The organism is Aeromonas sp. BIGb0445 (assembly GCF_024809075.1).
Taxonomy (GTDB): Bacteria; Pseudomonadota; Gammaproteobacteria; order Enterobacterales; family Aeromonadaceae; genus Aeromonas; species Aeromonas rivuli.
Map to the genome: position 1 here is coordinate 36,786 of NZ_JANUES010000006.1, position 23,345 is coordinate 60,130.

A 23,345-nucleotide genomic window follows, 5' to 3' on the forward strand; every position below is an offset into this window, starting at 1 on the left:
CTCTACCCGGATTATCAGATCTGAGGGAGCGATGGCTGACTCCTGAATGTGGCGTCCCTCCAGGTTGGGCAAGGCAAACACAAACATGGGAACCGTAACGGTTTCATCACGGATAAGGGGCAACCCTTGGCATGGAGGAGGCGAGGGTGAATTTTCAGCAGTTACGGATCATCAGGGAAGCGGCTCGGCGCGACTACAACCTGACCGAGGTGGCGAACGCCCTGTTCACCTCTCAGTCCGGGGTCAGTCGCCATATCCGCGAGCTGGAGGAGGAACTCGGCATCGCCCTGTTCGTGCGCTACGGCAAGCGGTTGCTTGGCATGACGGAGCCGGGCAAGGAGCTATTGGTGATCGCCGAGCGCATCCTCAATGATGCGGGCAATATCCGCAAGCTGGCCAGCGCCTTCGCCAACCGCGAGTCGGGGCGGCTGCTGGTGGCGACCACCCATACTCAGGCGCGTTACGCCCTGCCCAAGGTGGTAAAGGCGTTCCGTGAGCGCTTCCCCGAGGTGCAGCTGGAGCTGCGTCAGGGGGGGCCGGAGGAGATAGTGCGGCTGCTGCAAACCGGTGAAGTGGATATCGGCATCAGCAGCGAGCAGCTCGATCGCAGCGAAGGGGTGGTGGCTTTTCCTTACTACCGCTGGCATCACAACATAGTGGTACCAAGGGGGCACCCCCTCAGCGAGGAGGCCGAGCTGAGTCTGGGGGCCCTGGCTCAGTGGCCCATCATCACCTATCAGGCGGGTTTGACCGGACGGGCCAGGGTCGATGAGGCCTTTGCCGCTGCGGGGATCTCGCCCCAGATCCTGTTGACCGCCCAGGATTCGGATGTCATCAAGACCTATGTGGAGTTGGAGATGGGGGTGGGCATCCTGGCGGACATGGCGTTCGATCCTCAGCGCGATCTGGGGCTCCACCAGCTCGACGGCAGCCGGTTGTTCGCCCCTCACACCGCCTGGATTGGCCTCAAGCAGGGGCAGTTCCAACACAACTTCGCCTGGCAGTTCATCCAGCTCTGCAACCCCGAGCTGGCGCTGGCCGACATCCAGGCCCGGGCGCTCCATGGTGAGCCGCTCATCGATTATCAGATCTGAGCGCTCAGGCTATCGGTGGCGCCAGTCACCTCATGAAGAAGGGGAGCCATGGCTCCCCTTCTTCATGCTCGTATCAGGCCATCACTGCACCAGTAACCAGGCCTCCTGCCAATGGCTGCCTACCCCAGGCTCATAGTGAGTGGCGTTGCTGCTCCACTGGCTGCACCAACCTTCGGCGGGGAAGGGTTTGCATTGGTAAAGCTTGCCATCTTTGGGCTGCAGCACCTTGACCCCACCCTTGTAAGAGGAGAGAGAGGCCGGGAAAACATACTGGTAGTCGCCACTGACAGGATCCTGAAGCATCAGGTCATGGGTCTGTTGCAACAGGGCGCCGCCTCCTTTGGGGGTGCCTGCGAGCACCAGCTGGTGATGACCGGCGCTGAGACCGGTCAGGGCCAGGCTCAGGCTCTGGCTGGCGTCCTTGATGTCGGTCTTGACCTGACCCTTGGCGGCGCCGCCATGGTCATAGAGGGTGGCTGTTACACTCAAGTCCCCCTGCACTGCCAGGGTGAAGTCGAGCTTGAGGTTGCCGCCATCGAGCGGGTAGCTATCGGCGAGACCAGTCACCACCAGGCTGTCGGCCACGGGGGCAGGTTGCTGCTCAAGCTGGATCTCGACCCGGGCCAGGCCACTGCCTGCCTTCAGGTAGACGGGGTTCTGGCCATAGACGGGGTTGAAGCTGTCACCGCTACCCGGTTGGCCGGCACGGATCTCGCTCTGCTCGGCGTTTATCTTGCTGGCCAGCGCCTGGGCCCAGTTATTTTTGAGCCCCTGCTCGTCACTGGCGACGGTGAGCACCGTCTGCAACTCGGGGCGCTCGCCGTTGGCATCGAACACCCGGGTCATGGCTCTGTCTCCGGCCTTGAGATCCACCGAGGGGTAGATGGTACCGCTCTGGCTCCAGGCCAGCGGCGGCAGCTCGCCATCCTGGAAGCGGGCATCGATCAGGTTGTAGAAGCTGTTGGGGGTATCCCCCACCTCCCAGACCCCCAAGATCAGCTGATAGCCGGTGCGAGCTGGCAGGGTACAGCTGTGGGTCATCTGCTTGGGGGGTTGTACCATGCCGCCGTCGATGACACAGAAGGGGGTCAGATCGAAGCTACTGCGGCTGATGGGCTGATTGGGATCCCAATCTTGCCTGGTGAGGTAGTAGCGCCAGTTGCGGGTGACGTGGTTGGCGGTAAAGGTCCAGCTGATATCGATGGCACCGGCGCTCACTGTGCGCTTGGTCCAGCGATCGCTGGTCTGGGCATTCAACTCGGCGAACTGGGCATGGCCAGCCGAGGCTATGTCGCCATCGGCGGGCCCGCCATTCGGGAAGCCGGACGGCGCTTCCAGGCTCTGGGGTTCCCACTGGATGGCGCCGCAGCCTATGTTGCCTCCGTTCTTGCAAAGGGTGTTGCGGGCTTCCGGGCTGCTGATGTAGCCGTGGGCAAGGGCGCCACCACTGGCCAACAGGGCGGTGATGACGGCAAGACGATGAAGTGGTTGATTCACTGCCATAGATTCCTTGTGTTGAGTCTGTCTGGGCAGTCAGTTTGGCGGGGAGCCCCCGAACACCTGCTGCAACCCCGCTATCCCGTGCTTGATCCCGGGACCGGAGGCTTTGCGTCCTGGCCTTTCGACCGGTTTGCCAAATGACTGTGTCTGGGTGTCGGTTTCACTCGACAACTTATCATGGCTAATTTTGAACAAAAAATTAACATTAATTTCAAAAAAGGGACTGAACTGAGCTGCCAGCCACCTTTTTGCGACAACGGGTGGCTTGCCAGCGGCAGAAGAGTTGCTGGCCAGAGCCGCGCATGGTGTGACATCACAGTCACTGTTCAGAGGTGATGGTGGGCGCTGACAGAGGGGTTGGCTTCTGCTAGCGTGGAGCTGCGCATCCCAGCGCACATAGCAACGGGGTCAACCTGGATTGGCCCTATAACAACAAGAGGGAACTTATGAATTCCATTGCCAGGAATTACTTCAACCGGTTGAATCAGGACTATCTGGCGCTGCACAGGCGCAAGGAGGATCTGTTCTGGTCGACTTATATGGGCACCAGCGATGATCAGGCGGGCTTCACCGCAGCCGAGCAGGCCTACAAGGGGTTCTGTGCCAATCCGGCCCGGTTGCCCGAGCTCAGGGAGATGCTGGGCCAGGCCGAGGAGACGAGTCTCAAGCGCGGCTTGTCGGGGTGGCTCGCCTTCTTCGAGTGCAACGTCATCGAGGATCCGGCCGCCGCTGCGCTGATGGATGAGCTGGTGGCCGCGGAGGCCGCGCTCTTTGCCCGTCGCAAGGAGCTCAAACTCGAGCTGCTGGATGAGCAGGGCCGGACAGTTCCCGGCAGCTTGCCCGCCGCCAGCGCCTCCCTGGTCGCGAGCCCGATCGAGGCGGTGCGAGCCAGCGCCGTGGCACTCTTCCATACCCTGGAGCAGTGGGCGCTGGACTCGGGCTTCCTGGAGATCGTTCAATTGCGCAATCGCTTTGCCCGCACCATGGGTTATCGCGACTATTTCGAATACAAGGTGCGCAAGAACGAGCAGATGAGCCCAGAGCAGCTGTTCGTCATCCTGGATGACTTCATCGCCCGCACCGAGGCGCGTACCCGCCAGAGCCTGGTTGAGCTTGAACAGGCCAAGGGGGAGGCCGCGCTGCTGCCCCATAATCTGCGCTTCTCGGTCAGTGGTGACGTGACCCGTCAGCTCGATCCCTATGTGCCCTTCTCCCGCGCCTTGCAAGACTGGGTGCAGAGCTTCCGCCGTCTCGGCATTCAATACCGAGATGCGGTGCTGACCCTGGATCTGCTGGACAGACCCGGCAAGTACGAGAATGGTTTTTGCCATGGTCCGGTGCCGAGCTTCTGGCAGGAGGGGCAGTGGGTGCCCGCCGTGGTCAACTTCACCAGCCTGGCCAACCCGGGTCAGGTCGGCAGCGGCTGGAGCGGGCTCAACACTCTGTTCCACGAAGGTGGCCATGCGGCTCATTTTGCCAATGTGACCGGCAATGCCCCCTGCTTCTCCCAGGAGTTCCCGCCCACTTCCATGGCGTATGCCGAGACTCAGTCCATGTTCTGCGACAGCCTGCTCGAGGATGCGGACTGGCTGAAACGCTATGCCAAGGATGAGCAAGGCCGTGCCATCCCGGATGCGCTGATTGAGGAGATGATTGCGGCGCGCCAGCCGTTTCGGGCCTTCAACGAGCGCCAGATAGCCCTGGTCGCCTATTTCGAGCGGGATCTCTATGCCATGAAGGATGACGCGCGCAGCCCGGAGGCCGTGTTGACCCTGGCTCGCCAATGGGAGCGGCAGATCCTGGGGGTCGAGAGTCCCCGTCCCTTGCTCGCCATTCCCCATCTGCTCAATCAGGAGTCAGCCTGTGCCTATCATGGTTATCTGCTGGCGCTGATGGCGGTGGAGCAGACCCGCAGTTATTTCCTCAAACGCGACGGTTATCTGACCGACAATCCGCGTATAGGCCCGGATCTCGCCGCTCACTACTGGGGGCCGGGCAATGGCATGAGCCATGATCAGACCTTGCAGAGCCTGACCGGCGAGGGCTTTAGCGCCAGACCCCTGGCCGATGCCTGCAATCTGGATGTGGCCCAGGCCTGGCAGCAGGCTCAGGCTTGCATGGCAGCGGCCCGCGAGCGGCAACCGGCCGGGGAAGGCGCCCCCCTCAATGCCCATATTCGTGTGGTGCATGGGGACAAACTGGTGGCGGATAACAGTCAGTCCGAAACCCGGATGCTGACCGATTTTGCTGCCTGGATCCGTGGCCGGGAAACCGAGAGTCAGAGTGCCGCGGCCGACTCGGCTTGATAGGGGCAACCCGTCTCACTTTAGGTGATCGCGAAACCGCTAAAAGAGCCCCGAAAGGGGCTCTTTTTATGGGGCTATCATGTGAGATTGGGGTCATTTGGGCTATTTTTATCCAGGCTTACCTGGCCTGAGTCAGTCCCGGTTCAGTTTCAACAGGTAAACTGAATTTTCACAATTGCTTATCATTGAACAAAACAGGACGTTTGTGATGGCAGGTATCGGAAGATAGCTAAAAATTAGAATTAAATTCAAAAATAAACTAAATGTACGGTTTATATTCTGTTTGTTGGATTTTTTACATTTTAAATGTAGATTTTTTCTGTTCAGAAACAGAGCATATTAACGCCACCCTCGGTGTGAACCGGGCTCGGAAAGTCACAGATCTCCCTCTCGAGATGGCTGGGCTGCCTGTGACGAGGGTTCGACGATCTGCCGCTATATCTCGTTCCATATCCATTCATGATGATGGCCGACTCCGCAAGGGTCGTGCGAACAGGGTGCTGTTGTAGAGACAAGTACCCGCCTGACTCATGGCATCTGGATATCTATCGGGCGAGCATCCGTCGGATGAGTAAGCCCCATTGACTTGCTGACCCTCCCTAGAGACTTGTAATCTATTGATATTATCCGGCAGTGAGTGCGAACCAATGACATGTTGGTCGTCTAGACTCCTGCTGTGATGTCAGTCTATGAACGGAGTTCGTTGCGATGAAAAAGATCATGATGGTATCGGGTACTCGCCCGGAAATAATCAAGATGGCCCCCCTCTATCATGGGCTCAAGCAGGCACCCTGGGCCGATGTGCGCTGGGTGCACACCGGCCAGCACGACAGCATGGCGACTCAGCTCCTCGATTGCTTTGATATCACGCCGGATTGGAGCTTGACCCGCCAGGGGGCCAGCCTGTTCGAATTCAGCCAAGGCTGCCGTGGTCAGCTTGAGGCCCTGATGGCGCAAGCGCAATGGGACATGGTGATAGTACAAGGGGATACCGAGAGCGCCTTCCTCGGCGCCTTGACCGGCTTCTACCATCAGGTTCCCGTGGCCCACGTGGAGGCGGGACTGCGCACCTACCGCCTCGACAGGCCTTTCCCCGAAGAGGGGCTACGTCAGATGATTGGCCGCATCGCTAGTCTGCACCTGGCTCCGACCGAGGGGGCCAGCGCCTGCCTGTTGGCCGAGCAAGTTCCGGCAGAGCGGGTACATGTGACCGGCAACACCGTCATCGATGCCCAGCTGTGGGCCGCAGAGCGTCATGGCCTGAACCGGCACAAACCTCAGCCCGGCCATCTGCTGGTCACGGTGCACAGGCGAGAAAACTGGGGTGATGAAGTGGCCGGGATTTGCCGTGCCATCGCGCGTCTCGCCCAAGCCAATCCCGAGATGCAAGTGCTCTTCCCCGTGCACCTCAATCCCGTCATCAAGCAGGTGGTCTATCCCCTGCTCGGGCACTTGCCCAATGTCACCCTGACCGAGCCGCTCGATTACCTGGCCATGCAGCAGGCCATTGCCGATGCCTGGCTGGTGATGACGGATTCTGGCGGCTTGCAGGAAGAGGCGCCCACCTTCGGGGTCCCCTTGCTGGTATTGCGCGAAGAGACCGAGCGGCCCGAGGCCGTGGAGTCGGGTTATGCCGAGCTGATGGGCACGGACGAGGAGCGGATCGTCAAGCGGGTGACCGAGTTGTGGCAGGCCGGGGATTTTTCCCCCCGTGCCATGGCGAATCCGTTTGGGGATGGTCAGGCCTGTGCACGTATCGTCGCCATCATGGCTGACGCCTTGCTGGGGTAATGATGATGCCGGAATTTTGGTTGGTTGATGGCTTTGCCACCTATCTCTATGGTCTGAAACTGATTGCCATAGTGGTGGCTGTCGCCATGTTGATAAGCGGGGTGGATGATCTCTTCATCGACATCATCTACTGGCTGCGCACCAGCTGGCGCCGCTTGACTGTCTATCGTCACCACGATCGATTGGAGTATCAGGCACTCTACGAGCGGGAGGAGCAGCCGCTGGCCATCATGGTGCCTGCCTGGCACGAAACCGGCGTCATTGGCCAGATGGCTGAGCTGGCCGCGACGCGCTTTGATTACGAAAATTACCAGATTTTCGTCGGCACCTATCCCAATGATCCCGATACCCAGAAGGACGTGGATGAGGTCTGTGCCCGCTTCCCCAACGTGCACAAGGTGGTCTGTGCTCGTCCCGGCCCGACCAGCAAGGCGGATTGCCTCAACAATGTGCTCGATGCCATCTTCCAGTTTGAGCGCAAGGCCAACCTGTCGTTTGCCGGTTTTATCCTGCACGATGCCGAGGATGTCATCTCCGACATGGAGTTGCGGCTGTTCAATTATCTGGTGGAGCGCAAGGATCTGATCCAGATCCCCGTCTACCCCTTCGAGCGTCCCTGGTACAACTTCACCAGCCTCCACTATCTGGACGAGTTCGCGGAACTGCACAGCAAGGATGTGCCGGTGCGTGAGGCCGTCTCGGGGCAGGTACCGAGCGCCGGGGTCGGCACCTGCTTTAGCCGCCGCGCCATCATAGCCCTGCTGGAAGATGGTGACGGTATCGCCTTCGATGTGCAGAGCCTGACCGAAGATTATGACATCGGCTTTCGCCTCAAGGAGAAGGGAATGGAGGAGGTGTTCGTCCGCTTCCCGGTGATCCGGGAAGCCAGGAGCACCCCGAATCAGCGGTGGCGATTCGGGATGCACGAGCGGGACACCAATGTCATCTGCGTGCGCGAATATTTTCCCGATACCTTCCAGACGGCGGTGCGCCAGAAGTCTCGCTGGATCATCGGCATCGTCTATCAGGGGTTCAAAACCCACAAGTGGAGCAGCAACTGGCGGCTCAACTACTTCCTGTGGCGGGATCGCAAGGGGGCGCTGACCAACTTCCTCAGCTTCTCCGCCAGCCTGATCCTGCTGCAACTGCTGGCGCTGATCCTGTATCAGTGGCTGGCGCCCGATCCCTATTATTTCCTCTCGATCTTCGAGGGCGGCAGCTGGCTGGTGACCCTGCTCTGGATCAATATGTTCCTGATGCTGAATCGCATGTTGCAGCGCCTTATCTTCGTGACCCGCTACTACGGATTGATGCAGGGGCTGATGTCCTTACCCCGGCTGTTTTGGGGCAACATCATCAACTTCATGGCGAACTGGCGTGCCCTCTCCCAGATCATCGCCCAGGGGGACCCACGCCGGGTCGCCTGGGACAAGACCACCCATGATTTCCCAAGCCTGGGAGAAGAGAACCGCGCCCGTCGTCCCCTGGGTCAGATACTGGTGAGCCAGGGGGTCTTGAGCCGGGCCCAGCTGGAACAGGCGTTGTTGAACCGCGAGCCCGGCCTGCGTCTGGGCAGCAGCCTGGTACATCAAGGCTGGATCGACAGCGAGCAGCTGGCGGCCGGGGTGGCCGAGCAGAGCGGGGTGGCCTGGGAGCATGTGGATGCCTATGCCCTGCCCAAAAGCTTGCTGCAGAAGGTCTCCCCCAACGTTGCTGTGCACTACAGTGTCTTGCCGCTGCGCATCGAGCACGGTGTCTTGATCCTCGCCTGCGAGACCTATCTCGACCCGGTTTCCCTCGGCGCCCTGTCCCGCAAGCTCAAGTCTCCGGTTTCCTATGTGATCGCCTGCAAGGGTGAGGTGACGGTGGGGCTGCGGCGCTGGTACGTGCGTGGCCAGCGTCAGGATCCTAAGCGGTTGCTGCAAAAAGTGCTGGCCGATGGCTTGCTTGACGACGCTCAGCTTGGCGAGATTTGGACCCGCTATCTGGCGAGCCAGGTCATGCTGCCCGAGATCCTTATCTCCCTCGGTCACATCGACGAGGCTGCGCTGCGCTCTCTGTTGCTGCGGCATGAGCGCAGTGAGGCTACCCTGGCCCATTTCCTGGTCGAACAAGAGGTGATCAGTGAGTCGGTGTTGAGCCAGGCTCAGGCCTTGCAACAGGTGTATCAGCACGATCTGGCTGAGCTGCTGCGAGAGGCTGGCATCGACGATCAGTTACTGTGCCACTACCAGAAGGAAGTTGTCTGATGCGCCCTGTTGTCTTTGCCTTATGTGGCATCTTGCTGGGTCAGGGGGCCTTGGCGGCCCAGGTCGACTACGAACTGGGGCCCGATGTCAGCAGCTATCAGCGCTTCGTGCTCTATCCCCATCTGCAGAAGGGCTTCTCTGCCCTGGCGCGGGGCCATCGTGACAGTGCTATCGCCGAGTTCGAGCAAGCCCGCAAGCTGCAGCCCAAGAATCCCGTGATTGCCCTCTACCTGGCGCGAGCCTACGAGAAATTTGGTCAGGATAAACAAGCCGCGGCAGTGATAGCGCAGCAGCTGGCCATCACCCCGCAAGATAGCGAGTTGCGCGCCTTCGCCGAGGGGTTGCAGCGCAAGGATCCACTGGATCCGGCCTGTGGCCTGCTCGAATGCAAGGTGGCCCGTGCCGAGCGATCCTTGCTCGGCGATGACTTGAACGGATTGGCGGCTGCGCTGCAAGAGGCGGAACTGGCCAACAGTCCCCAGGGGTTGAGCCTGCGTCATGACTTGTTGCAACGCGCCTTGGGGGAGCAAGAGTGGCCTCTGGCCGCAGAGCAGTTTGCCTGGCTCGATCGGGCAGGCAAGCTGGGTCAGGGTGAGCAGAAGCAGTGGGTCACCATGCTGCTGACCGAGGGGAAGGTAGAGCAGGCCGTCGCCCTGCGTCGCCGGCTGCCCATGCAGGATGGCGAACTCGACCTTGCCATTGCCCTGGCCCTTGGCAAGGGGGGCAATAAAGAGGCGCTGACCCATTATCAGCAGGCCCGCACGCCGAATTTTGCGCGTGCAGCCCAGGAGCGTGAATGGCTGCAGTTGGCCGCCAACAACGGCACCCTCAAGAGCGATCAGACTCTGCAATTTACTGAAAATCAGGATTTTTATATCGGCTTGATGCTGCCGGTCTTGCGACGTGAGGGGCGTTGGCAGGAGATGGAACATCTGCTCGCCAAGTCGCCAGGGCAAGCCAGCGCCGAACTTGGGTTTGAGCTGGCCCTGCATCAGCGGCAGTGGGATAAATTGGCGCGAGATGGGCGCAAACTGGTGCGTGAGGCGCGCCAGCCCATGGCCGCCCTGGAGCGGGTGAGCTACCAGCTGCAACAGCGGGGTCAACTGGCGGCGAGTCGTGCCCTGCTCATCGATTACTGGCCCTATAGGGGCGCCAGCCAGGCCGGGCGAGAGACCCTGATCAGGCGCCTGACCCTGCTGCAGGGGCAGGCTGGGGCGCCTGCACTGCCCGCACGCCTGTCTGACCCACTGCCGACACCGGCCTTGCGCAGCCTGCAAGCGACCCTGCTCGCCCAGTCGGGTCAGTGCGATGGGGTGGTGCGGGTGCTGGGGGATCTCAGCGCTGATTATGATGCCGACAGCTGGCGTGCCCTCGGCAGTTGTTATCGCCAGAGTAAACCAGGGCTGGCCGAATATGCTTTCGCCCGGGCGGCCAGCTTCGGTTTGCCCCAGGACAGGCGTCAGCTTGCCTATCAAGCCTATGAAAACCGCCACTTTGATACGGCGCTGCAGGCTTGGCAGCAAGTGACACTGGCCCGGGATGAGCAGGAGCAGATGGCCGCCATTCGCTCGGCGCTGGAGGCCGGGGATCTGCCTCAGGCACGGCAATGGCTGAACCAGTACCAGCAGGCTGGTTTGCCCCAGGATGCCGATTACTGGCGCGCCCTGACCCGTACCCAGCAAGATGAGCAAGCCATTGCCAGCCTGGGTCGAGCCATCGCCCTGGCGCCCGCGGCGCAAGACTATGCCGAGCTGGCCCAACATCAGCAGCGGCTCGGCCACAGGCCCCAGGCCCGTGATGCGTTGCGGGCGGCCAATCGACTCGAACCAGACAACAGGGAATACCAGCTCGCCTATGGCTATGCCTTGCTCAACAACGATGAGCGGCAGGCAGCCAGTGACTGGCTGGAGCCGCTCTACCGGCCGGGAGACACCGAACTGGCCGAGCAGCTGACCTACATCAACCAGTCGCTGGCTCATAACCAGAAGGCGCGGGACTATGCGGCCAAGGCGATCGACGGCGAGCAATCGGCGCAACTGCGGTATGACCTGAGGCGGTTGCACGAGGATCTGGGCCGGCGCTGGACCATGAGTTTCGATGCCTGGACGGGGAACGGTCAGGGCACGGTGAGCGGCATTGGCGCCAACAGCGTGGCCCAGAGCTATGCCCAGACCGAGGTGGAGTACCGGCTCGGCGAGGAGCCCATTCGCAATGGCAAGACCCTTTCCGTCTATGGCCGTCTCTATGGCAGCAGCCAGAGTCAGCGGCTCTACCACCCCGATGAGGATGGCGGGGAGAATGCTACCTATGTAGAGGAGAGCAATAGTAATCCGCTCGACTTCCGGGATCCCACTCTGGGGGTGGGCCTGCGCTGGAAGCCGCTGGGTGACCAGACCCTCTTCCTGGCGGCCGAAGAGTTGCTGCCGCTCAACCGCAGCCAGGGGGGCGAGCATGACACCCTGCTCCGGGCCAGTGCCTCCTTCCTCAACGAGGGTCAATACAGCGACGAATGGCATCTGGGGGAGAGCGGCTGGTGGGCCCAGAATCTCTATCTGGATGGGGCCCGCTATCTGCGCTCACAACAGACGAGTCTGGTGGCCGACTACCGGCTCAGCTATCACCACAAGATCCGGTGGGGGGATACCATCGAGCCTTACGCTCACCTGCAAGGGCGCCTGTATTGGAATGACAAGAGTCCCGACAAGGATTATGTCAAAGATGACGATGGCAGTATCCAGGAGTTCTCCTCGGGCTCTGATGACTACAAGCTGCTGATGGGCGGGGTCGGCGTGCGCTGGAATCACTGGTTTGGGGAGACGACATATGACGCCTGGCCCCACAAGCTGAGTCTGGGGCTCGAGTACCAACGGCGGTTGAAGAGTGATCAAGACCTGAAAGAGTTGGAGACCGGCGAGGAGTATGACAAGGGCACCCTGATGATGACCATGGGAGTGAGGTGGTAATGAGGCAATTGATAAAGGGTATGACGCTGCTCTTGATGTGGATGGTGTTGCCAGCCCAGGCCAGCCAGGGCATTTTCTATCAGCCCCAGCTGCGGGATGCCGCTCTGAGCGAAGCCCGTTGGGATCAGATAGTGGCCAAGGTGAAACAGCATGGCTTCGATACCCTGGTGGTGCAGTGGACCCGCTATGGTGATGCCTTCGAGCAGCCTGAACAGAGCGACTGGTTGGCGGCCCGGCTACAGCGTGCCCAGGCGGCAGGTTTAACCCTGATCCTGGGGCTCTACTCGGACCCTGAGTTCTTCCAGCGTCAGGATCAGAGTGGCGGTCTGCTCACGGGTTATCTCGAGCAGCAGGAGAGCCGCAATCTGGCCCTGGCCAAGGTGTGGCAAGAGCGCCTTGGCAAGGATCGCATCGCCGGCTGGTATCTGCCGGCCGAGTTGGATGATCTCAATTGGCGCGACCCCCAGCGCCAGCAGTTGCTGGCTCAGCATCTGGCTCGCTCGGTCAAGGGGTTGCGCGAACTAAGCACAGCCCCCGTTTATATCAGCAGCTTCTTTACGGGCAAGATGAGTCCGCAAGCTTATCGGGAACTGCTGACTCGCCTGGCAGACCAGGGGGTGGATCTGATGGTGCAGGATGGCAGCGGTACCGGGGTCTTGAGCCCCGCAGAGCGAGGGCTCTACCTGAGTGCCCTCGAACCCTGTGAGGGGCGAGTGGCGGGTCTGGTTCATGAGCTGTTTGTCCAGCAAGGTGAGAGCGGTACCTTTCAGGCCGAGCCCTTGCCTGAACAACAGCAACGGGCACTCTGGGGGGCCCCCACTCGCTGCGGCAGCCAGCGCTGGTTCTTCTCATTGCGCTACCTGCCCGGCCTTGATGACATGCGCTGATATTGGCATTGCGACTATTCCTGTCGCAATGCTTTTACTGTAAGTTGTTAATTGTTATAACAAACTATTTGTTCAATGGGATGCATTTTGAGAGGGCAACTCCAATATCCCCAGTCATGGCAGTGTATTGTGGCGAGGGGCAATTTCTTCATCCTGAAAATAAACCCCCTCTCTCTATCCGGGGTCATGGCAGGGAGATTGCCCCGTCCCATTGACTAATTCCCAGCCAGACTCAAAATCGGCCACCTCGCCACCCCCGATGTGAATCGGGTTCGGAAAGCTTCAGATCTCTTGTCCCCGAGATGGCTGAGCCGCACATGAAAATGGCGTCAGCTCTCAACTCTTCCAGTGCGTCCGCCTGTTTCATGCTATCTGTCGAGAACGTTGACAATCCTGCCGATGCTGCACCGGGCAGGGTAATACCCATACCAGCGGTATTGCCCTGGCCTTGATGGTGACAGCCAACAGGTCGTTCCGTTTATTGACTTGGTCGCTAATATGCCAGCGAATGGAAAGAGGGTATTTCCCAATGATGATCATGAGTGAACAACCCGGCAAGATTGCGCTGCTGGGAGGCGCGGTGGATCGTGTTACCCAGTCTCTCCTCGATGGAGACGGGCCACAAGGCGATCGTCAAGTTGCCAAGCGGAGAGCGTTTTACAGCCAGGGTTGCCAGACCGGTAGAGCTGGCCGACAAGTTGCCAGCTCAACTGGCCGCCCCGTTCGAGGGGGAGAAGGCGACACTCAAGGTCGCCTTGTCACTGGATGAAAAGCTGCCTCAGGGCTTGCTGGTCGAGGGACTGCCAGTCACGGTGTTGTTTGATTGAGCCAAAGTGCTGTGTCCCTCGGGGGCACAGCGCTTTCATCTGAGGCCAGCCGCCAAGGAGGGAACAAAGAGCATGTTTCTTATCTGACCTGATCGACCAATGCATCCGTCTTCCTCTGCCCATGCCCGCCCTTGGGATCCTCTGCACACCTTCAGGTGCACAGGCCACTGGCACCCTTGCTCTTCCGGTCGGCCTTGCATCCATCTGCGGGTAGGTCGCCGGACCCACTGGCGATATCTCTTGGCTACTCATCTGATTTGATTATGGTTTCCAATCTGACGCGCGAAATGGACTCATAATGGCGCCTGATATGTTTCTCTGGGTATATTGAGTATTGATGGCGATCCAATATGATGACGCACGCCAGCCAGCGCTGGTATTCAGATGATGTACTGTCAAGAGCCCGCAACAGAGGCTCGTCGAGGGATGGAATGAGAGCCGTAATATTATGTGTGCTGGGCCTGTGGCCCGCGTTGAGCTTTGCCAGTCTGGGCATGAGCGCCGACATGGTCGTCGTGAACAAGTCCTCCTATAGCCTGAGCCTGATGAAGGATGGCAAGGAGTTGAAACGCTACTGGATAGCCCTGGGACCCGCCCCCAGGGGACACAAGCAGCGAGAAGGGGATCAGCGGACCCCCGAGGGGCGCTATACCCTGGATTACAAGAAGAGTGACTCAAACTTCTATCGTGCCATCCACATCAACTACCCGAGTCTGGACGATATCAAGACGGCCAACGAGCTGGGCGTCAGGCCGGGTGGCATGATCATGATCCACGGCCAGCGCAACGGCAATGGCTCCAGCTTGCAGCCGTCCAACTGGACCAATGGTTGCATCGCCATGCTCAACAAGGACATGGATGAGGTGTGGAGCGCTATCGAACCGGGCACCCCCATTATCATCAACCCCTGAGGGGCTGGATGAATAAAAACGGCAGGCCATTGGCCTGCCGTTTTTATTGGGATGCTGGTCGTCTCAATCCAGTTTGAGCTTGTCTCTTATCTGGGCCTTTATCAACGCCTGCAGCACGGCCATCAGCGCGGCCCCCGTCATGCCAAACATCAGCACGCCATTGGCGGCTTCGAGCGGGCCCAGCATCTTCCAGTGATGACTCATCACTATGTCGCCATAGCCGAGAGAGGTGAAGTTGACCCCGGAGTGGTAGATGGCGTCATAGAGCTGGGTAAATTCCCCCAGGGTCAGGAACAAGGTGCCCCAGAGCGTGATCTGGATGAAATTACCCAGCATCAGCAACACCATGACAACCAGCAAGGGGCCGACACCACGCCCCAGCCAACCCGGAGTGGTGTTGTTGTGAACCTGGTTGATATAGAAGCGCACGGCCCAGAAGGTCACTGTGGCTTGCAGTGAGAGGCAAATGAGCATGGTGGGCAAGCCCACCAGCAGGTTCATCAAGATCATGGCATTGTCTCGTGGTTGAGTGTCTGCGGGGATAGCCTGCTCGCGCGCCAGCGCTCAAGTACCCAGACCGCTCCCCAGGCGTAGCAGGCGACGAGCAGGAAAAGGCCCAGTCTGAACAGGGATGCCTGCAGTACATCCTTGCCGTTGGCGCTGTCCTGAATGGCCGGGCCCAGCAGTATCATCATGGTCATCAAGGCGTTGCTCCAGAAGGAGGGGGCAACCCGGCTCATTTTTATCCTGAATAGTCGCACGCCGAGCCAGAGGCTGGTGGCCATGATCCATAGCATCAGCATCCACAGATTGGGCCAGAGTGCGAGCCCGGACCAGGCAATGGCGGCGACCAGGGCGCCGACCAGGGTCGAGCCTATCAGCTCCTTGCCTGCATTGCGGGCATTGGTGGTACAGGCCTGCTGGCTCAGCGCCACCGTCTTCATGATGGCTGCCAGATAGTGGGAGGGGTCTTGCAGCGCCAACACCAGGACCGGCAGCACTATGATGACGGCCCGCAGTGCGACCCAGCCTGCGTTCTCCGGGCTGAGGTAGCCAGGCTTGGCAGCCTGACTCGGTTCATCGGGAAACAGATTGTGAGAGACGGTGCCGATGAAGGCCCCCAGCATGACCCCGGTTGCCAGCGCCTGGATCACCATGAAGGCGAGGGCCTGATCCGCCACCCCGGCTACCGGGATCAGGGTGAAGGTGATGACCAGTAGCGTCAGCAAGGGGTTGCCACTCTTGAGGCCGAGGTAGAAGAGGCCAAACAGTATCAGGGCAATCAGCAGCAGGGCGCTGACCCCATAGTGTTCAAGCAGGGGAACCATCAGCACGCCGCTGGCCATCAGCACCATGAGCACCCCTCCCATCAGTAACCCCTTGAGCAGGGGCAGAGGAGGGCCAGGTTTGCACAGCAGCAGTATCACCACCAGACAACTCAAATGAGGCTGAGGTAGGGCCAGGCCGTAGGTCACCATGACACTGAGGCCCATGCCCAACGTGAGTCGCAGTACTGCTTTGTCGGCCCTGTGCATCAGGGTGTCGCTCCGTATCGCATTCGTTCGCCGCTCAATAGAGGTAGGAGAGCAGGCTCATCAACTTGATGAAGCATACCCCCAGGCCATTCATCAGCCAGTTGTCGCCGCTGTATACCAGCACTTCGGCCTGGCCGCCGACCCGGATCCCTTGAATATCCTTGAGCTCATCTTTTTCAAACTCGATGGCGACCGGGAAACGCTGAGCCTGACGTAGCCAGTCACGGCTGTTTTCCACCGTGGGCAGACTGCCAGCCGCACTCTGCGAACCCGAACTGACTCCGTTGCCCAGACTGCGGATCTTGCCCTTGAATACCCGGCCCGGCATGACGTCCAGCACTATGGCTACCTCATTGCCGGGAGCCAGATTACCCAGGTTGTTCTCCGTCATGTCGGCGCTGATCCAGACGTCATGGATGGCGATGAGCGTCATGGCCGGGGTGCCGGCCGAGGTGAACTGACCGGCATCGGTGCGCAGGTCGGTGACCAGGCCGCGGGAGGGGGCCAGTACCCGGGTGTGACTGAGATCCAGCTCTGCTTTTTCGATGGCGGAGCGAGCGCTGATGAGCTGGGAGTTGTTGTCGCCACTGTTGCCGGCGGCTTCCTTGGCCTGGATCAGGCTGGCTTCGGCGGCCTTGACCTGACTCTGGGCCTGCACCCGAGTGGCGCGGGCTACTTCGAGGCGACGTACCGAGATGGCTCCGGGATCCTCGGCATAGAGCCGCTCCTGGCGATTGGCGTCTTGCTCGGCCTTGAGACGATTGGCCTTGGCGGCCTGCAAGGAGGCTTCGGCGGCAATGACACCGGCCCCCGCCGCATTGACCGAGCGCGACACCGAATCGTAGTCGGATTTGGCCCTCTGCAGGGCTATCTGATACTGACTGGGATCTATCTCGAACAGCGGCTGACCCAGCGCGACATCCTGGTTGTTCTGCACCAGTACCTGCTGCACCTGACCCGAGACCTGAGCGGCGATGGGCACCACGAAGGCCTGCACCCTGGCCTGGGAGCTATAAGGGGTCAGGCGATCGGCGGTGAAGTACCACAGCAGGCTGATGGCGATCAGGGCAAGCAGCAGCAAGGTGCCGATACGGCTCCCCTTGCCCGGCTGAGGGCTGGGCGGCGACGCTGGCGGATTGGCGGGGGGCATGGGGGTATCTTGGCTCATGGTCTTCTCGTCATCTTGTTAGGGGGCATCGGCAGTGGGCAGCGGATCGGTCAACAATGGACCCCAATCACTGCGCGATTGCATCTCTTGCTGGCTCTGTGCATCGAGCAGTGGACGATTTCGCCCTGGCTGCCAACCTCCCCCCATTGCCTTGTAGAGGGAGATCAGGCTGAGCATCACATTGCCGCGGCTGCTGACCAGACGCTCTTGCTGGCTGAACAGGGCCCGCTGGGAGTCGAGCACCCGCTGGAAGTCCGCCATGCCTTCCCGGTAACGGATGTTGGCGATGTCGAGGGAGCGGCGGGCAGCCTGCTCGGTCTGCTCAAGCAGCGCTATCTGCTCTTCATTCTTGGCAAACCCTATGGCGGCATCGTCGATCTCGCGCGCGGCGCCGAGCAGGGTATTCTGGTAGCTCTCCTTGAGCTGCTGGAAGCGGGCATCTTGCACCAGCACCGCATTGCTGAGCAGGCCATGGTCAAACACATTCCACTTGAAACTGGGACCTATGCCCCAGTCCAGGGTAGAGCTGCTGCCCGACAAGGAGGTGGCCGACAGGCCGACCGAACCGAGCAGGGTGAGGGAGGGGTAGAGCTCCGCCTCGCTCACGCCTATCAGGGCGGATTGTGCCGCCATCAGCCGCTCGGCACTGCGCACATCCGGTCTGCGGCGGATAAGATCCGCTGGCAAGTCTGCCGCCAAGGTAAGTTTGGCGTGAGGGATGATGCCAATGTCGGCACTCATCTCCGGCAGGGGACCGGGGGCGCGGGCCAGCAGGGTGCTCAGGGCGTTTTGCCCCTGACGCAGGCTGGCCTCAAGGGAGGGAATACCAGAGAGCGTACTCAGGTATTGGGTCTTGGCCTGCTGCACGTCCAGCTCATCGCTGTTGCCGCTCTTGAACAGCTTCTCGGTGATCTCCAGGCTGCGCTTTTGCAACTGGGCGTTGTCCCGGGAGATCTGCAGGCGCGACTCCAGGGTGCGAATGTTGACATAGAGGCTGGCTACCTGGGCTGCCATCAACACCTGCACATCATCATATTGCGCGAGGGTCGAGAAGTAGCTGGCGTCGGCCGCCTCTATGCTGCGCTGGAATTTACCCCAGAAGTCGATCTCCCAGCCGAGATTGGCACCCAGGCCATAGCTCATGAAGTGACTGTCGGGTCCGTCCCGCACCTGCCCTGTCTGCAGGGCGCTGCCGCTCACCTGTTGCAGCTGGGGATAACGACTGGCATCGGCGATGCCAAGTTGTGCCCTGGCTTCCAGAATGCGCAGGCCTGCGATCCGCACATTAGGGTTCTTGGTCAGGGCCTCCTGTACCAGGCTATTGAGCACGGGATCCTGAAGCTGGGTCCACCACTCATCAAGCGCTACGGCTGATTTTTGGGCCTGAGTCTGGCCGAGGGAGCCTCCCTGCCACTGGCTAACGGGACCACCCTCTGGCCTGACATAGTCGGGCCCGAGGGTGGTACAAGCACTCAGCAATAGACTACCGAACAGGGCGACCCCTAAGGGCGCCCTGCGGTAACTGATGCTATCTGTGTTGGCTGATGATGGTTCAGGGGGCATCTTGCTGCTCTGTCTCCTGGGTGTTGCTGCTCAGCGGAGTGAGATGATCCCCTGCTACCCAGGTCATGAAGATCTGGTAGCCGATGGCGAGCAGGGCAGCCCCGACGAACATGCCGAGTATGCCGCTTGACACCATGCCACCCAGGGCGCCCAACAGAATGATCGGCATGGGCGCATCGACGCCGCGACCGAGCAGCAGAGGCTTGAGCACGTTGTCGGCCAGACCTGAGATCACCAGCAGCACTGTGTAGGCGACGGCTGGGGCAGTCGCGTAGTCGCCGCTGCTCCAGATATAAATGACGCAGGGAATGAAGATGACGGCGGCCGGGATCTGGGCAATGCCCAGGATCAGCGCAATCAGCGCAATCACGCCAGGGGCTGGAATACCGGCGATGGCGACCGAGAGACCGAGCAAGATGGCCTGGATGAAGGCGACCCCGATGACCCCTTGCGCCACGGCGCGTATGGTCGCGGTGCAGAGGGTGGCGAATTCGTCACCACGATGCTCACCCATGATGCGGGCCGAGATGGCGCGCGCGCTCCGTTGACCCGGCAAGCCGTAGGCCATGATGATGCCAGCGACCGCGAAGGAGAGGATAAACTGGAGCATGCCGGTGCCCATGCTGGCCACCATGCCGAGGGCTGTCTTGGCCAGGTTACCTATCTTGGGCTGCATGCTCTGAATAAAGGCGGGCAGATCGGTCGCAGCCTGATGCCAGACGGCGTAGACCTTTTTGCCGACGATGGGCCAGGTGCCCACGGATTCAGCGGGCATGGGGATCACCAGGCTGTTGGCCTTCATGTCATGGACGAAACCCGTGATGGTATCGGCCAGGGAGCTGGTCAGTACAGCCGTTGGCCCCACGATCAGGACTATGCCGCACAGCACCAGCAGGGTGGCTGCCCGCCCCTGGCGGTTACCCAGTCGCGCCGCCAGCTTCTGGTGGAACGGGTAGAGGGTGACTGCCAGGATCAGGGCCCATAACATCAGGGTCAGGAAGGGGGAAAAAATACCGTAGCAGGTGATGACCAGCGCCAGGATCAGACCAGCCTTGATAAGCACATCCAGCAGCTTGTTAAACAAGCGGCGTTCCAGTTCGGGGTTAGTATCTTGTTGCATATCAGGCTCTCATGATGGAAGTGAGGTTAGGTCATCAAGTATCGGTAATTTTTAGGAGGGCATTCTTTAATTATTTACCTGTCCCCAGGCTTAACCACTTGTCTTTTTTCGGGTAATGGATGAAAAAGGTCGTTAAATATCAATATATTGTTTTACATAAGATTAATAAAGAAGCTATTTACGAGTTTGTAAAGATGGCCACGGGGCGCGTGCTCGTTTGTTTATGGTGCACAAAGGTGACGGATTGATGAACGCTGGCAGGCGCACCTATTCATAGGAGCAGCATCAAGCGACGTTATACCGCCATCGCTGGCGGCCTAGATATCTGCCATGGCGCCCGGGTGTTTGCGAATATGTCACCGCCGTGAACGCAGTGCGCGAGCAGCCTTAACCAGCTGTGCTGCCAGGGGCTAAGCCGAGTGGCGTATCAATGGCTTGAATGACGCCAGCCGGGTTAGAGTTCATCCCTTGACTGTGGTAGTTTGCTTGCTCCTTTTTATGCAGTGGAATGCAGATATGGCCGTCAATTCCGCGCAGCACGCAGCCAGCGCCTCTTGCTTCTCCCGCCCGCTCCTGGTGCGGGCCAGTCTGGATATATTGCCGCTCTCGGTGTCCGTGGTGCCCTGGGGGATCCTCTGCGGCGCCCTGGCGCTGCAGGTGGGGCTGAGCCCCCTGCAGGCACAGCTGATGTCACTGCTGGTATTCGCCGGGGCGGCCCAGCTCTCTGCCAGCACCCTGATCGGGGCGGGAACCCCTCTGTTGCCTATCCTGGGCTCTACCTTCGTCATCACCTCCCAGCACTTCCTGTATGGCTTTACCTTCAGGCGCGAGGTGATAGGGCTGCCGCTGCGCTGGCGTGCCGGGCTCGCCTTCTTCCTCACCGATGAGATGTTTGCGGTGGCCCTCAAAGACAGGGAGCGTCAGGGGGTATTCAATCCCGCCTATGCCCTGGTGGCCGGAGTGGTCTTCTACCTGTTCTGGAACCTGGCGACCCTGGTCGGCATCGCCGCTGGCCAATACATTCAGGGGTTGGAACAACTCGGCCTCGACTTTGCCATCGCCGCCACCTTTATTGCCATGACGATCCCGGCCATGAAGAGTGTGCCCATGGTGGCCGCCACCCTGGTCAGCGGCGGTCTGGCCGTCATCACCAAGCACTGGTTTGCCGAGGTGTACATCATCATCTCCTCCCTGGCGGGCATGCTGGTGGGCTATCTGTTGCAACGGGCGAGGGATTGACGATGAACAACGTGATAAAGGGGGCAGCGATCCGCGTTTCTGTACCTTCAACCCCATGGGATTCCGCGCGGCAATGGGGAGGGCGCCGGAGATGAGCTGGCTCATGATAGGCCTGCTGGCCATGATCACCTTCTTCAACCGTTTTGCCTTTTTCTCCCGCCTGACTCGCTATCAGCCGGGGGAAGAGATGGGCACCTTCCTCAGCTTCTCCGCCCAGTCGGTGCTGACGGCCATCTGGTTGCCCATAGTGTTCAGCTACGAGCCTGCGGCGGGGCTGAGCTGGGATCTGGATTACCTGCTGGCCGCCGTGCTGGTGACGTTGCTGACCCTGCTGCGGCTGCCGACGCTGGCAGTGGTGGTGATCGGCATGGGCGGCTTCTTCCTGCTGCGCTGGCTGGGTGGCGCCCATACCTTGTGGGCAATGCTGCCCTGAGCGGTGAGCGCGGAGGCCGTCATCCATAGAAAGAGCCCCGCCATGGCGGGGCTCTTTCGTGAGGATTGTCAGCGGCAATGAATACGCGGGGTCTTAATCCTTGAGCACGGCGGCGAAGGCGTCGGCTACGTATTCCACATTGCGGCTGTTGAGCCCCGCCACGCACATGCGGCCCGAGCGCACCAGATAGACGGCGAACTCCTCGCGCAGGCGATCGACCTGGCTTGGGGTCAGGCCGGTATAGCTGAACATGCCGCGCTGGTTGATGAAGTAGCTGAGATCCCGGCCTGGCAGTTTGGCGCTGAGCACCTCGAACAGCTTCTGGCGCATGGCCTTGATGCGGGTGCGCATCTCGGTCACCTCATCGAGCCAGAGGGCGCGCAGCTCAGGCTGAGTCATCACCGCTGCGGTGATTTGACCGCCGTGAGTGGGCGGGCTGGAGTAGTTGCGACGCACGGTCGCCTTCATCTGACCCAGTACCCGACTCGCCTCTTCCGCATCTTTGCAGATGACGGACAGGCCGCCACAGCGCTCTCCGTAGAAGGAGAGGTTCTTGGAAAATGAGTTGCTGACGAAGAAGCTGACGCCTGCGTTCAGCATGGCGCGGATGGCGTAGGCATCTTCCTCCAGACCGTCACCGAAACCCTGATAGGCGATGTCCATAAAGGGAATCAGCCCTTTATCCACGATGAGGGCGATCACCTGATCCCATTGGGCGCGGGAGAGGTCCACGCCGGTCGGGTTATGACAGCAAGGGTGCAGCAGCACTATGCTCCTGGCGGGCAGCGCGCTCAGACAGTCGATCATGGCGCCGAAGTTCAGACCGCCACTGGTTTCGTCATAGTAGGGGTAGTCGTGCACCTTGATGCCGGCTCCCTCGAACATCGCCTTGTGGTTGTCCCAGGTCGGATTGCTGACCCACACCTCTGAGGCAGGGAAGTAGCGCTTGAGCAGATCGGCGCCGATCTTCAGCGCGCCCGAACCACCTATGGTCTGGATGGTGGCGATACGACCCGCCTTGACGGCGGCGTGTTCGGCGCCAAACAGCAGATGCTGTACGGCGCTGCGGTAGTTGGCGGCACCCTCCATTGGCTGATAGGGGCGCGGCGCCGGCGCGGCGGCCCGCTGGGCTTCGGCCTGCTGCACGGAAGCCAGCAGCGGAATGCGGCCCTGCTCGTCGTAATAGAGGCCGATCCCCAGGTTCACCTTCTGCTCGCGGGTGTCTTTGTGAAAGGTCTCGACCAGGGTCAGTATGGGGTCGCCAGCGTAGGCATCGACGTGTTCAAACATGGGGGATCCTTGCGAAGTTGCATCCAGAATTCGGAGATCAATGATCGGCAGCCATCATGGCGTAAAGCGGACGAGGGCTCAAGCCTGAAACCGGCGGTAAATCATGCTGCTGCCAAGTTGACCGTATCCCAGGGAGAGGCTCGTTATTTCAGATAGGAACGCAGTACCCGCACCACCTGATCCAGATCCTCCAGCCGCTCGGCCGGGGTAGCCTCTTCGGCGCCGAGGTGTTCGCGCATGTGGCCCTCCAGTACCTCCAGCATCAGGCCGTTGACGGCGCCGCGGATGGCGGCAATCTGCTGCAAGATGGCAGTGCAGTCGGTCCCCTGCTCCAGGGCGCTCTCCAGCGCACCTGTCTGCCCCTTGATGCGTCTGACCCGGGCCAGCAGCTTCTTCTTGTCGTGAATGGTGTGTGACATGGGAAATCCTGATGATCGAAAAACTATACTGGGGTATAGTATATTGCATC

At 60.4% G+C, this 23,345-nt stretch carries 18 protein-coding genes and 1 riboswitch; of the genes, 10 read left to right on the forward strand and 8 right to left on the reverse strand.

Annotation, left to right across the window (positions count from 1 at the left end):
- The first annotated feature begins 146 nt into the window (after window positions 1-146).
- Entirely contained in the window at window positions 147-1,094 is a 948-nt protein-coding gene (cbl, locus tag M2367_RS13460) for an HTH-type transcriptional regulator Cbl (protein WP_042044418.1), read from the forward strand.
- Window positions 1,095-1,175: 81 nt separating this feature from the next.
- Here the strand turns inward: cbl and gbpA are convergent, their stop codons facing one another.
- The gene (gene gbpA / locus M2367_RS13465) at window positions 1,176-2,597 is read right to left on the reverse strand and encodes an N-acetylglucosamine-binding protein GbpA (protein ID WP_404972877.1); all 1,422 of its coding nucleotides are present in this window, start codon (window positions 2,595-2,597) and stop codon (window positions 1,176-1,178) included.
- A 58-nt stretch (window positions 2,598-2,655) separates the two neighbouring features.
- A riboswitch (cyclic di-GMP riboswitch) is annotated at window positions 2,656-2,739 on the reverse strand.
- Between the two features lie 301 nt (window positions 2,740-3,040).
- Between gbpA and M2367_RS13470 the strand changes: the two genes are divergently transcribed.
- From M2367_RS13470 to M2367_RS13500, 7 genes are all read left to right on the forward strand, one after another.
- Window positions 3,041-4,900, forward strand: a complete 1,860-nt coding sequence (locus tag M2367_RS13470; RefSeq protein WP_259236972.1) for a M3 family metallopeptidase — start codon at window positions 3,041-3,043, stop codon at window positions 4,898-4,900.
- A gap of 708 nt (window positions 4,901-5,608) precedes the next feature.
- A complete protein-coding gene (wecB, locus tag M2367_RS13475; RefSeq protein ID WP_259236974.1) occupies window positions 5,609-6,691 on the forward strand; it encodes a non-hydrolyzing UDP-N-acetylglucosamine 2-epimerase in 1,083 nt (360 codons plus the stop codon).
- A gap of 2 nt (window positions 6,692-6,693) precedes the next feature.
- On the forward strand, window positions 6,694-8,940 hold the full coding sequence (gene nrfB, locus M2367_RS13480; protein ID WP_310504071.1) for a cyclic di-3',5'-guanylate-activated glycosyltransferase NrfB: 2,247 nt from the start codon (window positions 6,694-6,696) through the stop codon (window positions 8,938-8,940).
- Window positions 8,940-11,903 carry an NfrA family protein gene (locus tag M2367_RS13485; protein WP_259236975.1) on the forward strand — a complete coding sequence of 988 codons (2,964 nt, stop codon included), beginning with the start codon at window positions 8,940-8,942 and terminating at the stop codon, window positions 11,901-11,903. Before nrfB ends, M2367_RS13485 begins: the two co-directional genes overlap by 1 nt.
- Complete coding sequence (locus M2367_RS13490) at window positions 11,903-12,790, forward strand: DUF4434 domain-containing protein (protein ID WP_259236976.1); 888 nt, start codon at window positions 11,903-11,905, stop codon at window positions 12,788-12,790. The genes M2367_RS13485 and M2367_RS13490 overlap by 1 nt, the downstream gene beginning before the upstream one ends.
- A gap of 587 nt (window positions 12,791-13,377) precedes the next feature.
- The gene (locus M2367_RS13495) at window positions 13,378-13,617 is read left to right on the forward strand and encodes a hypothetical protein (RefSeq protein ID WP_259236977.1); all 240 of its coding nucleotides are present in this window, start codon (window positions 13,378-13,380) and stop codon (window positions 13,615-13,617) included.
- A 431-nt stretch (window positions 13,618-14,048) separates the two neighbouring features.
- On the forward strand, window positions 14,049-14,528 hold the full coding sequence (locus tag M2367_RS13500; protein ID WP_042044251.1) for a murein L,D-transpeptidase family protein: 480 nt from the start codon (window positions 14,049-14,051) through the stop codon (window positions 14,526-14,528).
- Between the two features lie 63 nt (window positions 14,529-14,591).
- On the opposite strand, the gene M2367_RS13505 is transcribed toward M2367_RS13500, so the two are convergent.
- Genes M2367_RS13505 through M2367_RS13525 form a run of 5 tightly spaced genes read right to left on the reverse strand, consistent with a single transcriptional unit; the run spans window position 14,592 to window position 19,914 of the window.
- Window positions 14,592-15,038, reverse strand: a complete 447-nt coding sequence (locus tag M2367_RS13505) for a potassium channel family protein (RefSeq protein ID WP_259236978.1) — start codon at window positions 15,036-15,038, stop codon at window positions 14,592-14,594.
- Window positions 15,035-16,063: a DUF2955 domain-containing protein gene (locus tag M2367_RS13510; protein WP_259236979.1), complete on the reverse strand. Its 1,029-nt coding sequence runs from the start codon at window positions 16,061-16,063 to the stop codon at window positions 15,035-15,037. Before M2367_RS13510 ends, M2367_RS13505 begins: the two co-directional genes overlap by 4 nt.
- A gap of 34 nt (window positions 16,064-16,097) precedes the next feature.
- On the reverse strand, window positions 16,098-17,231 hold the full coding sequence (locus M2367_RS13515; RefSeq protein ID WP_259236980.1) for an HlyD family secretion protein: 1,134 nt from the start codon (window positions 17,229-17,231) through the stop codon (window positions 16,098-16,100).
- Window positions 17,232-17,249: 18 nt separating this feature from the next.
- Entirely contained in the window at window positions 17,250-18,794 is a 1,545-nt protein-coding gene (locus tag M2367_RS13520; protein ID WP_259236981.1) for an efflux transporter outer membrane subunit, read from the reverse strand.
- Window positions 18,784-19,914 (reverse strand): AI-2E family transporter, encoded by a 1,131-nt coding sequence (locus M2367_RS13525; RefSeq protein ID WP_259236982.1) that lies wholly within the window; start codon window positions 19,912-19,914, stop codon window positions 18,784-18,786. The genes M2367_RS13520 and M2367_RS13525 overlap by 11 nt, the downstream gene beginning before the upstream one ends.
- Before the next feature lie 516 nt (window positions 19,915-20,430).
- Between M2367_RS13525 and M2367_RS13530 the strand changes: the two genes are divergently transcribed.
- Together M2367_RS13530 and M2367_RS13535 are read left to right on the forward strand one after the other, a co-directional pair.
- Window positions 20,431-21,153 (forward strand): AzlC family ABC transporter permease, encoded by a 723-nt coding sequence (locus M2367_RS13530; protein WP_259236983.1) that lies wholly within the window; start codon window positions 20,431-20,433, stop codon window positions 21,151-21,153.
- 91 nt (window positions 21,154-21,244) lie between these two features.
- On the forward strand, window positions 21,245-21,586 hold the full coding sequence (locus tag M2367_RS13535) for an AzlD domain-containing protein (RefSeq protein WP_259236984.1): 342 nt from the start codon (window positions 21,245-21,247) through the stop codon (window positions 21,584-21,586).
- 93 nt (window positions 21,587-21,679) lie between these two features.
- Here the strand turns inward: M2367_RS13535 and M2367_RS13540 are convergent, their stop codons facing one another.
- Together M2367_RS13540 and M2367_RS13545 are read right to left on the reverse strand one after the other, a co-directional pair.
- Window positions 21,680-22,876, reverse strand: coding sequence for an amino acid aminotransferase (locus M2367_RS13540; RefSeq protein WP_259236985.1), 1,197 nt, complete (start codon window positions 22,874-22,876; stop codon window positions 21,680-21,682).
- Window positions 22,877-23,019: 143 nt separating this feature from the next.
- Window positions 23,020-23,295, reverse strand: a complete 276-nt coding sequence (locus M2367_RS13545; RefSeq protein ID WP_224431334.1) for a metal/formaldehyde-sensitive transcriptional repressor — start codon at window positions 23,293-23,295, stop codon at window positions 23,020-23,022.
- Window positions 23,296-23,345 lie beyond the last annotated feature (50 nt).

What these genes read in the sequence shown, in the direction of transcription:
- gbpA (WP_404972877.1), bottom strand. Translation starts at nt 2,597, where the DNA reads ATGGCAGTGAATCAACCACTTCATCGTCTTGCCGTCATCACCGCCCTG.
- M2367_RS13470 (WP_259236972.1), top strand. Translation starts at nt 3,041, where the DNA reads ATGAATTCCATTGCCAGGAATTACTTCAACCGGTTGAATCAGGACTAT.
- wecB (WP_259236974.1), top strand. Translation starts at nt 5,609, where the DNA reads ATGAAAAAGATCATGATGGTATCGGGTACTCGCCCGGAAATAATCAAG.
- nrfB (WP_310504071.1), top strand. Translation starts at nt 6,694, where the DNA reads ATGATGCCGGAATTTTGGTTGGTTGATGGCTTTGCCACCTATCTCTAT.
- M2367_RS13485 (WP_259236975.1), top strand. Translation starts at nt 8,940, where the DNA reads ATGCGCCCTGTTGTCTTTGCCTTATGTGGCATCTTGCTGGGTCAGGGG.
- M2367_RS13490 (WP_259236976.1), top strand. Translation starts at nt 11,903, where the DNA reads ATGAGGCAATTGATAAAGGGTATGACGCTGCTCTTGATGTGGATGGTG.
- M2367_RS13500 (WP_042044251.1), top strand. Translation starts at nt 14,049, where the DNA reads ATGAGAGCCGTAATATTATGTGTGCTGGGCCTGTGGCCCGCGTTGAGC.
- M2367_RS13505 (WP_259236978.1), bottom strand. Translation starts at nt 15,038, where the DNA reads ATGATCTTGATGAACCTGCTGGTGGGCTTGCCCACCATGCTCATTTGC.
- M2367_RS13510 (WP_259236979.1), bottom strand. Translation starts at nt 16,063, where the DNA reads ATGCACAGGGCCGACAAAGCAGTACTGCGACTCACGTTGGGCATGGGC.
- M2367_RS13515 (WP_259236980.1), bottom strand. Translation starts at nt 17,231, where the DNA reads ATGAGCCAAGATACCCCCATGCCCCCCGCCAATCCGCCAGCGTCGCCG.
- M2367_RS13520 (WP_259236981.1), bottom strand. Translation starts at nt 18,794, where the DNA reads ATGCCCCCTGAACCATCATCAGCCAACACAGATAGCATCAGTTACCGC.
- M2367_RS13525 (WP_259236982.1), bottom strand. Translation starts at nt 19,914, where the DNA reads ATGCAACAAGATACTAACCCCGAACTGGAACGCCGCTTGTTTAACAAG.
- M2367_RS13530 (WP_259236983.1), top strand. Translation starts at nt 20,431, where the DNA reads ATGGCCGTCAATTCCGCGCAGCACGCAGCCAGCGCCTCTTGCTTCTCC.
- M2367_RS13535 (WP_259236984.1), top strand. Translation starts at nt 21,245, where the DNA reads ATGAGCTGGCTCATGATAGGCCTGCTGGCCATGATCACCTTCTTCAAC.
- M2367_RS13540 (WP_259236985.1), bottom strand. Translation starts at nt 22,876, where the DNA reads ATGTTTGAACACGTCGATGCCTACGCTGGCGACCCCATACTGACCCTG.
- M2367_RS13545 (WP_224431334.1), bottom strand. Translation starts at nt 23,295, where the DNA reads ATGTCACACACCATTCACGACAAGAAGAAGCTGCTGGCCCGGGTCAGA.